We start from the raw sequence: 11,983 nt of genomic DNA, 5'->3' as shown, positions 1-11,983 counted from the left end.
TTCGGCGGTGCGTCGCCGTGACCGCCGTGCTTGCGGCCATGGCCTTGGCGCTGCTCCCGGCGGCGGGGGCCGGCGCCGCCGAGAAACCCTCCCTCACCCTCTCGAAGACAGAGGCGGGCAAGGGCGGTGACATCACCGTCAAGGGAGAGGGGTGGCGGCCGAACGCCCTCCTGATGATGCTCGTCTGCGGACAGTCCACCCCGGCCGACGGCGTGCCCGGCGGCACGAACTCCTGCGCCAACGACAGCGGCCGCGCCGTCACCACGGACGCCAAGGGCGCCTTCAGCAAGAAGCTCCCGGTGGCCGAGCCGCCCAAGCCCTGCCCCTGCGTGGTCCACGTGGCCACGGTCACGGGGGACAAGGCGCAGGCGGACGCCGTCTTCGCGGTCGCCGGGCACCCCGTGAAGCCCCTGCCGAAGCAGCAGGGCGGCGGGAAGCTCTCCGTCCTCACCGATACGCGCCTTGAGGGGTCGAGCGGCGTCCTGACCTGGTTCGGTGCCCCGCCGTCCCGCAAGCTCGTCTTCACCGTGGGCAACGTCGGCTCGGCCCCGGTCAAGAACCCGGTCTTCCAAGTGGGCACCTCCCATGGGGTGTTCGCCCCGCAGTGGGAGGAGCAGCAGTGGCGCGGCACCATCGCGCCGGGCAAGAAGGCGCAGATCAAACTGCCGGTCGAACTGTCGGCCGGGGCGCACGGCGACTACCTCGTCTCACTGAAGTTCGGCGGCAAGGTGCTCGCCGAGCAACCCTGGGGCGTCGGGCGTCCGTGGGGCGTCACCCTCTTCTGGATCCTGCTCTGCGTCGTCGTGCCGGCCGCCGTCTTCCGCATCGGCATGGCGGTGGTCGACAGGCTGCGGCCGGGCCGCCGCCGTAACCGCGGCTCCCGCCCCGCGGGGCGCCACCGCACCGGCAGGATCGCCGAACTCACCGACCGCATACCGAAGTTGCGGCTGCCCCAGGGGGCGGTCGCGGCGGACGAGGCGGCCCGTACGCCACGTACGAAGCCGCCCCGCGAGACCGGCGGGCCATCCGCCAAGGACACCGCCACGCACACGGGCACCCTCCCGTGGTTCACCCCTGACACAGACCCCGGCTCCGGGACCGCACCCGCCGCCGGACAGCTCTCCGCACCGTCAGAGAACAGCCCGACGACGAAAGGAAACACGTGATCAGCACACGACGGAGAGCGGGCGCGGCCTCGGTCTCGCTGCTGCTCGGCGGGGCGGGCATCCTGCTGGGCGCGAGTCCCGCGCAAGCGGCCGAGGTGGCGTACAAGACGGAGTGCATCCCGCCGTCCATATCGGGGCTGCCGCCGGTGCAGGGCACCACCAAGGTGGAGATCACCGCGCCGGCCACCGCGAAGGTGGGCGACGAGGTCGAGGTCGTATGGAAGACCACGGAGGCCGCGTCCAAGAACCCGGACATCCTCGACCTGGACAAGGACACGGTGAAGCCGACCGGCACGATCAAGCTGGGCGGCGGCCAGACCGGTGACCTGGCGGTGGCGGGCGAGCGCGCGAACCCGCCGATCAAGAAGAACAGCCCGATGCTCCTGTCCGACATGAAGGGCAAGCTGAAGCTGACCAAGGCGGGCGACCTCACGCTCACCCCGGGCGCGTACAACATCAACGTCAGCAAGCCGATGTCGACCGACACCAAGTGCACGCCCAAGGAAGAGGTCAAGGCGGGCGCGACCATCAAGGTGACGGAGGGCGGCGGCAGTTCGGGCGGCGGCACGGCCTCGGGCGGCAGCACTTCCGGTGGCGGTACGTCGGGCGGCAGTACGTCGGGCGGTTCCGCGTCCGGCGGTGACACGGGCGGCGACACCGGCGGCGGCTCCACCGGTGGCGGTGGCGACGACGGCGGCAAGACCGACTTCCCCGGCAAGGAGGTCCAGACGCCCTACAAGTGCAAGACGCCCATCGGCGACAAGGACGCCACGTCCCCCGTCCAGATCAACGCCAAGAAGGACGGCGGGAATTACGGCCTCACCGTCGAGTTCAAGAAGTCCGTCATGGACAGCCCCGCCGACATCCCCGCGGACTCGGTGAAGCCGTCGATGGAGGTCGAGCTGGGCGGCGCGGACAAGGGCACGGTGCACGTCGAGGGCCCCACGAACAAGGAGCCCATCAAGTCCGGCGACCCGATGACCATCCCTGACCTGACCGGCACGTACAAGCCGGGAGCCGACGGCAAGTCGACGCTCTCGCCGGGCGTCCTGACGGTCAAGGCACTCGGTACGACGACGACCTGCACCCCGTCCAAGGCGGAGGTGTCCCTGGAGATCGACACGGCGGCGGTACCCGGCGGGGCGGCCGGCGGTTCGGGGTCGGCCGGTGGCACCGGCTCGGCGGGCGGTTCCACCACCGGCGGTGGTGGTGCGGCAGGCGGCGGCCTCGCCGAGACCGGCGCCGAGAACGACGGCACGCTGCGTGCGCTGGGGCTTGTCGCGGGCACGGTGATCCTGCTGGGCGGCGCGGTGTTCACGTTCCTCCCCGGGCGGAGGCGCGGCCTGCGCTGAGACCCCGCAAGGGGCGCGGGGCTGTGACATGTGCGACTCCGCCGCGTGGGCGCGCTCAGCCGAGCACGGCCTGCAGTCGACGCAGATGCGTCTGCCTACGGCGGTTGGTCGGCGGGTGCGGGCCGCCTTGGGCCGCTCGCGCAGTTCCCCGCGCCCCTGACGGGGCGCCCCTCAGGTGTGCTTTCTGAGCCACCCAAGGACGGCCTGTGCGACCGCAGGGTCCCGCAACAGCTCGCCCCCGTGGCCCGTACCCGGCTCGATCCGTACGGTGACGTCCCGCAGCCCCGCCACCGTCTGCGCGTGCGCGAGGTCCGTGGAGTGGGCGACCGGGACGAAGTCCGCCGCCGAGTGCGTGAGGTAGAGGGGCGCGTCGTCCTTGCCGGAGGCGTGCGACTTGGCCACCAGGTCGACCCACTTCTTCCAGCACCGCCCGGAGGCCCGGTCCGGCACGCACCCCGCGAGCAGCTCCGCCGTACCCCGCAGCTTGCGCTGGGCCGGAGCGGCGGCGGTCATCCCGCCGTCCTTCCAGGCGCGGTACGGCGAGGCGACGGGGGAGAGGGCCACCACGCCGCGCACCCGCTTCCGCCCGGCCCCGTACGCCCCCGCGCTGACGGCGAGATGCCCGCCGGCGGAGGACCCGAGGACCACGGGCGCGGCACCGCCGCGCCGCTTCACCCAGCGCAGGGCGGCGAGCACGTCGTCACGCTGCGCGGGCCAGGCGGCGTCGGTGGCGAGCCGGTAGTCGGTGTCGTACACGGTGAACCCGCGCGCCGCGAACCACCGCGCACGCCCGCTCCAGTCGGTGTCCCGCACCCAGGAACCGCCGTGCAGGATCATCAGCGCCGGGCGCCCGGACCCGTCGCCGTACACGGTGATCTTCTGCCGCGCGTGCTCCCCGTACGAGAAGGTCCGGACGGGCGGCGGTTCGGGTGCGGCCTCGACGGCGGCAGTGGAGGACGACAGCAACGCCACGCAGAGGGCGAGGGTCGGCAACGTACGGCGCATGGCCAGATGCTCCACCGTCCCGCGGCTCGGCACCCGCAGAAACACCAAAGGCCGCCGCACCGGGTGGTGCGGCGGCCCTCAGTTCGAGCGTGCAGGTGTGCGGATCAGCGCACGTCGCCCATGAGCGAGCTCACCTTGTTGCGGGCCATGTAGACCGAGAAGCCGGCGAGCACCGCGGCCGTGGCCTCCAGGGCGACCATGCCCCGGCCGTTGAGGTCGACCCCGGCGATGGCGAGCATGCCGGTCACGCTGTCACCCGCGGTGACGGCGAGGAAGAAGACACCCATCATCTGCGAGGCGTACTTCGCGGGCGCCATCTTCGTGGTCAGCGACAGACCCACCGGGGACAGGCACAGCTCGGCGACCGTGTGCATCAGGAAGATCAGCACGAGCCACCACATGGTGACCTTCGTGTCGCCGGTCGCCATGCCCATCGGGACGAGGAACACGAAGAACGAGGCGCCGGTCATCACCAGGGCGAAGGAGAACTTCACGATCGTGCTGGGCTCGCGGTTGCGGCGGGCCAGCGCGATCCAGAAGGCGGCGAAGACCGGAGCGAGCAGCATGATGAAGCCCGGGTTCAGCGCCTGGAACAGGGTGTTCGGCATCTCCCAGCCGAAGATGTCCCGGGAGGTGTGGGAGTCACCGAAGAGGGACAGCGTCGACGCGCCCTGGTCGAAGATCATCCAGAAGATCGCGGCGGCCACGAAGAACCAGATGAACGCCGTCATCTTGGTCTGCTCTTCGGCGTTGAGGTCCCGGTCCCGCTTGATCTTGAGCAGCACCGCGATCGGGATCAGCAGGCCGGCCACGGTGATCGGGAGCAGCGCCCAGTTGAGGGTGAGCCGGTAGACGTCGGTGAAGGCCACCAGGAGGTAGAACGCCGCGATCACGGCGACGGCCGCCAGCGTCTTGACGATGACGCCGCGCTTCTCCTCGGCCGACAGCGGGTTCGGGACCTTGCTGCTCTCCGCGGACAGGTGGCGGGAACCGATCATGAACTGGATCGCGCCGAGCGCCATGCCGACGGCGGCCAGGCCGAAGCCCAGGTGCCAGTTGACCTTCTCGCCGAGGATGCCGATGACGAGGGGCGCGGCGAAACCACCGAGGTTGATGCCCATGTAGAAGATCGTGAAGCCACCGTCGCGGCGCAGGTCCTTCGGGTCGCTGTAGAGCTGGCCGACCATCGTCGAGATGTTGGCCTTCAGCAGGCCCGAGCCGACCGCGACCAGGGCCAGACCGACGAAGAACATCGCCGAGCTCGGCAGGGCCAGGCACAGGTGACCGGCGACGATCACGATGCTCGCGATGGCCACGGTCTTGCGGGCGCCCCAGACACGGTCGCCGATCCAGCCGCCGGGCATGGCCATGAGGTAGACCATGGCCACGTAGACGGAGTAGATGGCCGTGGCGGTCGCCGCGGTGTACGCGAGGCCGCCGCCCTGGCTGCCGGTGGCCGCGTCTGCGCCGCCGGAGACCAGGTAGAGCACGAGCAGAGCACGCATGCCGTAGTAGGAGAAGCGCTCCCACATCTCGGTCATGAAGAGTGTGGCCAGTCCGCGGGGGTGGCCGAAGAAGGTCTTCTCAGAGCCAGGGGTACCGGCGGAGTCCTTCGTCAGGCTGGACGCCATGGGTCGATCCTCGTGGTTCGGGACGCGCGGCAAGAGCGTGTGCGCGCCCGGTGGGGGGCGGTCGGCACCGGGGTCTGACCGGCCTCACCCCCACGCCCGGGGAGTGTTCGCGCCCCTTTACGGGGAAGGCGCAGGACGGCGACTCCGAGATCCACGCCCTGGACGCATCTTCACGCGCAGGGCCCGACCACAGGTCATTCCTTTCAAAGGCTGGCAGAAGCCAACCCGCACATAAAAGAGACCTAAGGCCGCACAGTGGGCCAAAGGTCCTTGCATAGTGCATCAGGCGTTGGGTCACCATACGCCACGACAGTGCGGCATATGGAAGGACTTGAGAGATGGATCACAGGTTACGGTGGAACCGCCTGCCCACATTCCAAGGTGATCCCCAGGATCGCACCCCATAGCCGCAGGGGCCGACCGACAGCTGTCGATCACCCCACTGCGGTCCTCCGGTGCGGACTACCATCACCCCATGACCCGTGTACTGCTCGCCGAGGACGACGCGTCCATCTCGGAGCCGCTGGCCCGTGCCCTGCGCAGGGAGGGGTACGAGGTCGAAGTGCGTGAGGACGGCCCGACCGCCCTCGACGCCGGGCTGCAGGGCAGCGTCGACCTCGTCGTACTCGACCTGGGGCTGCCCGGCATGGACGGCCTGGAGGTGGCCCGCCGCCTCCGCGCCGGGGGGCACACGGCGCCGATCCTCATCCTCACCGCCCGTGCCGACGAGGTGGACACCGTCGTCGGCCTGGACGCGGGCGCCGACGACTACGTCACCAAGCCCTTCCGCCTCGCCGAACTGCTCGCCCGGGTCCGGGCCCTGCTCCGGCGTGGCGCCGCCGAGCCGCAGCAGGCTCCGGCCACGCACGGCGTGCGGATCGACGTCGAGTCGCACCGCGCCTGGATGGGCGAGGAGGAGCTCCAGCTCACGGCCAAGGAGTTCGACCTGCTCCGGGTCCTCGTCCGCGACGCGGGGCGGGTGGTGACCCGTGACCAGCTGATGCGCGAGGTCTGGGACACCACGTGGTGGTCGTCCACCAAGACCCTGGACATGCACATCTCCTGGCTGCGCAAGAAGCTGGGCGACGACGCGGCGAACCCCCGCTACATCGCCACTGTGCGGGGCGTGGGCTTCCGCTTCGAAAAGAGCTGAGGAGCGCCCCGTCAGGGGCGCGGGGCACTGCGCGGCCAGCCGCGACGGAGCCGCAGACGCGTCTGCCCACTGCGGTCCTACGGCGGGTGCGGGGCGTTCTGGGTTGCTCGCGCAGTTCCCCGCGCCCCTGACGGGGCCTTCGATCGGCCACACTGAGTGAATGCGCCGCCGACTGATCAGCAGCACCCTCGCCGTAGTCCTCGTGGTCATCGCCGTCTTCGGCGTCAGCCTCGTCATCGTCGAGACCAGGACCATCAGCAGCAGCGCCCAGGAGCGAGTGACGAGCGAGGCGCTCCGCCTGGCCAGCGTCGTCGACAGCAGGCTCATCAGCGACGAGCGGATCAGCGCCGGCATCCTGCGGGACGTGGCCGCGGTCGACGCCGACCGCTACGCCCTCATCGAGATCCCCGGCCGCGCCCCCATCAAGATCGGCTCCCGCCCCACCGGCGACGTCATCCGCGACACGGCCATGGGCGAGGAGGGCGAGAAGGTCACCGTCGAGGAGCCGCGCACCGCCGTCACCCAGGAGGTCGGCCGTACCCTCCTGATCATCGGCGCCGTCGCCCTCCTCGCGATCATCGCCGCCGTACTTCTCGCCGTACGCCAGGCCAACCGCCTCGCCTCGCCCCTCACCGACCTCGCGGAGACCGCGGAGCGCCTCGGCTCGGGCGACCCGAGGCCCCGCCACAAGCGATACGGGGTGCCGGAGCTCGACCGCGTCGCGGACGTCCTGGACGGCAGCGCCGAGCGGATCGCCCGGATGCTGACCGCCGAGCGCCGGCTCGCCGCGGATGCCTCGCACCAGCTGCGTACGCCCCTGACGGCCCTCTCCATGCGCCTGGAGGAGATCACCGTCACCGACGACCTGGACACGGTGAAGGAGGAGGCCACGATCGCGCTCGCGCAGGTCGAGCGCCTCACCGACGTCGTGCAGCGGCTGCTCACGAACTCACGCGACCCGCGCACCGGCTCCGCCGTCTCCTTCGACCTGGACGAGGTCGTCAAGCAGCAGCTGGAGGAGTGGCGCCCGGCCTACCGCAGCGCGGGCCGCGCCATCGTCAGCTCGGGCAAGCGCCATCTGCGGGCCGTGGGCACCCCCGGGGCGGTCGCGCAGGTCCTGGCCGCTCTCATCGAGAACTCGCTCATGCACGGCGGCGGCACCGTGGCGCTGCGGACCCGCGTCACGGGAAACCAGACGGTCATCGAGGTCACCGACGACGGCCCCGGCGTCCCCGCCGACCTCGGCGCGCGGATCTTCGAGCGCACCATCAGCGGCCGCAATTCGACGGGCATCGGCCTCGCGGTCGCCCGGGACCTGGCCGAGGCGGACGGCGGCCGCCTGGAGATGCTGCAGACCAAGCCGCCGGTCTTCGGCCTGTTCCTGTCGCGTACACCGCCGCAGAAGCGAGACCGGTGGCACGACGAGGAGACGGTGCGCTAGCGCGTGCCCCGCCCGGCCGGCCGCTTCTCCTCGGCCGCCACGGCCGTGGACGCGGTGGACGCCTTGGAGTCGTCCTCCAGGAACGATTCCGCACGGGCGACCGTCTCCCGCGCCGGAAGCGCCTTGAAGACCCAGGTGCGGTAGGACCAGAAGCGGAAGCAGGTGGCGATGCCGATGCCCACGAACTTGAAGATGTTGCGCTGCAGCGGGCTGTCCCAGTCGAAGCCGTAGATCGCCGCGTACAGGACGCCGTTCTCGATCACCAGGCCGACCGCGCTGAAGACCAGGAACAGCGTGAGCTCCTTGGTGCGGGAGCTTTTGTCGCGGTCCTTGTACGTGAAGTAACGGAACCCCACGTAGTTGAAGGCGATGGCCACGACGGTGGCGATCACGTTCGCCCGCACGGCCTGCAGGTCGGTGGTGTGCCACAGCAGGTTCGACACGCTGAAGTTCACCAGCGTGCCCAGCGCCCCCACGGCTCCGAACTTGGCCACTTCGCGCGCGAGCTGCTCCAGTCGCACCCGTAGTGCGCCACGTTCCGTCATGGTGGTCGCCCCAGCCCCCGTCGTCGATTCGTTCCGGTCTCGTCCTCGTCGACGTATGTGGTGATTCGGTCGCGTCAACCCAGCCATGCTAACCAGCGACCCCGCCCGTCGCTCGGGGGCGCCTCCACACTGTGGCGCCTCTGTGACGGGAGAGACCGTACGGTGCGCGGAAACCGGCCGTTCCGAGGTGGCCGATACAGGCCGATACCCTGGGGGTGTGACGTTCCCGGTAGTCGGCATGGTCGGCGGCGGTCAGCTCGCCCGCATGACCCACGAGGCGGGTATCCCCCTCGGCCTGAAATTCAAGCTCCTCAGTGACACCCCTCAGGACTCCGCGGCGCAGGTCGTAGGCGATGTCGTCATCGGCGACTATCGCGACCTCGACACGCTGCGCGAGTTCGCGAGGGGCTGCGACGTGATCACTTTCGATCACGAACACGTACCCACCGAGCATCTACGGGCCCTGGAGGCGGACGGCATCCCCGTGCGTCCGGGGCCCGACGCGCTGGTGCACGCCCAGGACAAGGGCGTGATGCGCGAGAAGCTCACGGAGATCGGCGTGCCCTGTCCACGCCACCGGATCGTGCGCGATCCGGCCGACGTGGCGGCCTTCGCGGCCGAAGGCGACGGCTTCCCCGTGATCCTCAAGACGGTGCGTGGCGGCTATGACGGAAAGGGGGTGTGGTTCGTACGTTCCGTCGAGGACGCCGAAGACCCCTTCCGGGCCGGTGTCCCCGTGCTCGCCGAAGAGAAGGTCGACTTCGCGCGAGAGCTCGCGGCGAACGTCGTGCGCTCGCCGCACGGCCAGGCCGTGGCCTACCCCGTCGTCGAGTCGCAGCAGGTCGACGGCGTGTGCGACACGGTCATCGCGCCGGCCCCCGGCCTCTCGGAGGACCTCGCGGGCCAGGCGCAGGAACTGGCCCTTCGCATCGCGAAGGAACTCGGCGTGGTCGGCCACCTGGCGGTCGAGCTCTTCGAGACGCGCGACGGCCGCATCCTGGTGAACGAACTGGCGATGCGCCCGCACAACTCCGGCCACTGGACGCAGGACGGGGCGATCACGTCCCAGTTCGCCAACCACGTGCGCGCGGTGCTCGACCTGCCCCTCGGCGACCCGCGCCCGCGGGCGAAGTGGACGGTCATGGCCAATGTCCTGGGCGGCGACTACCCGGACATGTACCAGGCGTACCTGCACTGCATGGCGCGCGACCCGCAGTTGAAGATCCACATGTACGGCAAGGACGTGAAACCCGGACGCAAGGTCGGCCACGTCAACACCTACGGCGACGACCTGGACGACGTGCTGGAGCGCGCGCGCCACGCGGCCGGCTATCTCAGAGGGACGATCACCGAATGACGGCACCTGTAGAACCCGTGGGACCTGTGGTCGGCATCGTCATGGGCTCGGACTCCGACTGGCCCGTCATGGAGGCCGCGGCCAAGGCCCTCGACGAGTTCGAGATCCCCTACGAGGTCGACGTCGTCTCGGCGCACCGCATGCCGCGCGAGATGATCGCGTACGGCGAGGAAGCGGCGGACCGCGGCCTCAAGGCGATCATCGCGGGGGCCGGCGGTGCCGCGCACCTGCCGGGCATGCTGGCCTCGGTGACGCCGCTGCCGGTCATCGGAGTGCCCGTACCGCTGAAGTATCTCGACGGCATGGACTCCCTCCTTTCCATCGTGCAGATGCCCGCGGGCGTGCCGGTGGCCACGGTCTCGGTGGGCGGCGCGCGCAACGCGGGCCTCCTCGCCGCGCGCATCCTGGCCGCGCACGACCCCGAACTCCTGGGCCGTATGCGGGAGTTCCAGCAGGAGCTGAACGAACAGGCCACGGAGAAGGGCAAGCGGCTCCGTACGAAGGTCGAGGGCGCGGGTTCCGGCTTCGGCTTCGGCTCGGGGAAGTGAGCGGCGTGACGTCCCCGGACAGCACCTCCCTCGCCGACGCCCGCGCCTTCCTCGCCGAGTTCCCGGTGGTCGACGGTCACAACGACCTGCCCTGGGCGCTGCGCGAGAAGGCGGGGTACGACATCGACCGCCTCGACATCGCGGCCGACCAGACGGGCCACCTCCACACGGACATCGCGCGCCTGCGGGCGGGCGGGGTCGGTGCGCAGTTCTGGTCGGTGTACGTCCGCACCGACCTGACGGGTGACGCGGCGGTGAGCGCGACGCTCGAACAGGTCGACTGCGTCGAGCAGTTGCTCACGCGCTACCCCGCGGACCTGAAGCGCGCGCTGACGGCCGCGGACATGGAAGCGGCGCGAGCGGAGGGCCGTATCGCGTCCCTGATGGGTGCCGAGGGCGGCCACTCCATCAACAACTCCCTCGCGACCCTGCGGGCGTTGCACGCGCTGGGCGTCCGCTACATGACGCTGACGCACAACGACAACATCGCGTGGGCGGACTCGGCGACGGATGAGCCGGGGGTCGGGGGCCTGTCCGCCTTCGGCCGCGAGGTGGTCCGCGAGATGAACCGCAGCGGCATGCTCGTGGACCTCTCCCACGTGGCGGCGACGACGATGCGGGCGGCGTTGGACACGTCGGTGGCCCCGGTGATCTTCTCGCACTCGTCATCGCGCGCGGTGTGCGACCACCCGCGCAACATCCCGGACGACGTCCTCGAACGCCTTTCGGCGAACGGCGGCGTCGCGATGGCCACGTTCGTGCCGAAGTTCGTCCTCCAGGCGGCGGTCGACTGGACGGCTGCCGCAGACGAGAACATGCGGGCGCACGGCTTCCACCACCTGGACACGACGCCGGACGCGATGAAGGTCCACGCGGCCTTCGAGGAGTCGAACCCGCGCCCCGTCGCCACGGCCGCGACGGTCGCCGACCACCTTGACCACATGCGCGAGGTGGCGGGCATCGACCACATCGGCATCGGCGGGGACTACGACGGCACGGCGTTCACGCCGGACGGCCTCGACGACGTCGCGGGCTACCCGAACCTGATCGCGGAGCTCCTGACCCGCGGCTGGTCGAAGCCGGACCTGGCCAAGCTGACGTGGCGCAACGCGGTCCGCGTGCTCGGCGCGGCCGAGGACGTGGCACGCGACGAGCAGTCCAGGCGCGGCCCTTCAAACGCGACGCTCCAGCAGCTGGACGGCTGAGGCCGTACGGGGACACGGGCTTACGCACATCAGGGCGGGGACGGCCGAACGGCCGCCCCCGCCCTTCGCGTTGCTCAGCAGACGCCGCCGCGCGACACCAGCCGTGGTCGGCGCGCGACACTGTGCGCAGCTCGGCGCGGGCGCCCGCGTCCCGTAGCTTCAGCCCACGAGCCCCCGCGCGAAGCGCAGCGAGTGGGTTAAGAGGCCCGCCACCGTGTCATCCGGCGCCCCGCGCCAGCCGTGGTCGGCGCCCGGCATCTTGCGCAGCTACGCCTCGGCTCCCGCCTCCCGTGGTCGTGCCGTCGGCGCCTTCGCGTGCTTCAGCCGACGGGCCCCTGTGCGAAGCGCAGCGAGTGGGTGAAGGGGCCCGCCAGCGTGTCATCCGGCGCCCCGCGTCAGCCGTGGTCGGCGCCCGGTATCTTGCGCAGCTACACCTTGGCTCCTGCCTCCTGTGGTCGTGCCGTCGGCGTCTTCGCGTGTCTCAGCCGACGGGCCCCTGTGCGAAGCGCAGCGAGTGGGTGAAGGGGCCCGCCAGCGTGTCATCCGGCGCCCCGCGTCAGCCGTGGTCGGCGCCCGGGTA

General features: G+C 70.8%; 10 protein-coding genes. 7 read left to right on the top strand and 3 right to left on the bottom strand.

All coding sequences use genetic code 11. From position 1 onward, the window contains the following. The first annotated feature begins 38 nt into the window (after positions 1–38). Entirely contained in the window at positions 39–1,166 is a 1,128-nt protein-coding gene (locus AB0I66_RS32795; protein WP_363211962.1) for a hypothetical protein, read from the top strand. Continuing rightward, positions 1,166–2,518: a hypothetical protein gene (locus AB0I66_RS32790; RefSeq protein ID WP_363211961.1), complete on the top strand. Its 1,353-nt coding sequence runs from the start codon at positions 1,166–1,168 to the stop codon at positions 2,516–2,518. The genes AB0I66_RS32795 and AB0I66_RS32790 overlap by 1 nt, the downstream gene beginning before the upstream one ends. Before the next feature lie 171 nt (positions 2,519–2,689). Here the strand turns inward: AB0I66_RS32790 and AB0I66_RS32785 are convergent, their stop codons facing one another. Beyond that, the gene (locus AB0I66_RS32785; protein ID WP_363211619.1) at positions 2,690–3,523 is read right to left on the bottom strand and encodes an alpha/beta hydrolase; all 834 of its coding nucleotides are present in this window, start codon (positions 3,521–3,523) and stop codon (positions 2,690–2,692) included. Positions 3,524–3,627: 104 nt separating this feature from the next. Then, the gene (locus AB0I66_RS32780; RefSeq protein ID WP_363211618.1) at positions 3,628–5,154 is read right to left on the bottom strand and encodes an oligopeptide:H+ symporter; all 1,527 of its coding nucleotides are present in this window, start codon (positions 5,152–5,154) and stop codon (positions 3,628–3,630) included. A gap of 475 nt (positions 5,155–5,629) precedes the next feature. Here AB0I66_RS32780 and AB0I66_RS32775 point away from each other — a divergent pair, with 475 nt between their 5' ends. After that, the gene (locus tag AB0I66_RS32775) at positions 5,630–6,307 is read left to right on the top strand and encodes a response regulator transcription factor (RefSeq protein WP_363211617.1); all 678 of its coding nucleotides are present in this window, start codon (positions 5,630–5,632) and stop codon (positions 6,305–6,307) included. Positions 6,308–6,467: 160 nt separating this feature from the next. Further along, positions 6,468–7,748: an ATP-binding protein gene (locus AB0I66_RS32770; RefSeq protein WP_363211616.1), complete on the top strand. Its 1,281-nt coding sequence runs from the start codon at positions 6,468–6,470 to the stop codon at positions 7,746–7,748. Here the strand turns inward: AB0I66_RS32770 and AB0I66_RS32765 are convergent. Further along, complete coding sequence (locus tag AB0I66_RS32765; RefSeq protein ID WP_363211615.1) at positions 7,745–8,293, bottom strand: GtrA family protein; 549 nt, start codon at positions 8,291–8,293, stop codon at positions 7,745–7,747. The two genes, AB0I66_RS32770 and AB0I66_RS32765, sit on opposite strands and share 4 nt — an antisense overlap. 238 nt (positions 8,294–8,531) lie before the next feature. On the opposite strand from AB0I66_RS32765, the gene AB0I66_RS32760 reads away from it, so the two are divergent. Genes AB0I66_RS32760 through AB0I66_RS32750 form a run of 3 tightly spaced genes read left to right on the top strand, consistent with a single transcriptional unit; the run spans position 8,532 to position 11,403 of the window. Next, positions 8,532–9,650 carry a 5-(carboxyamino)imidazole ribonucleotide synthase gene (locus AB0I66_RS32760; RefSeq protein ID WP_363211960.1) on the top strand — a complete coding sequence of 373 codons (1,119 nt, stop codon included), beginning with the start codon at positions 8,532–8,534 and terminating at the stop codon, positions 9,648–9,650. Continuing rightward, positions 9,647–10,198 (top strand): 5-(carboxyamino)imidazole ribonucleotide mutase, encoded by a 552-nt coding sequence (gene purE, locus AB0I66_RS32755; protein ID WP_363211614.1) that lies wholly within the window; start codon positions 9,647–9,649, stop codon positions 10,196–10,198. Before AB0I66_RS32760 ends, purE begins: the two co-directional genes overlap by 4 nt. Before the next feature lie 5 nt (positions 10,199–10,203). Next, positions 10,204–11,403: a dipeptidase gene (locus AB0I66_RS32750; RefSeq protein WP_363211613.1), complete on the top strand. Its 1,200-nt coding sequence runs from the start codon at positions 10,204–10,206 to the stop codon at positions 11,401–11,403. Positions 11,404–11,983 lie beyond the last annotated feature (580 nt).

Source organism: Streptomyces sp. NPDC050439 (assembly GCF_040655335.1).
Taxonomy (GTDB): Bacteria; Actinomycetota; Actinomycetes; order Streptomycetales; family Streptomycetaceae; genus Streptomyces.
The sequence above is the reverse complement of the archived record's forward strand: the minus strand, read 5'-3'. Positions and strand labels throughout refer to the sequence as shown.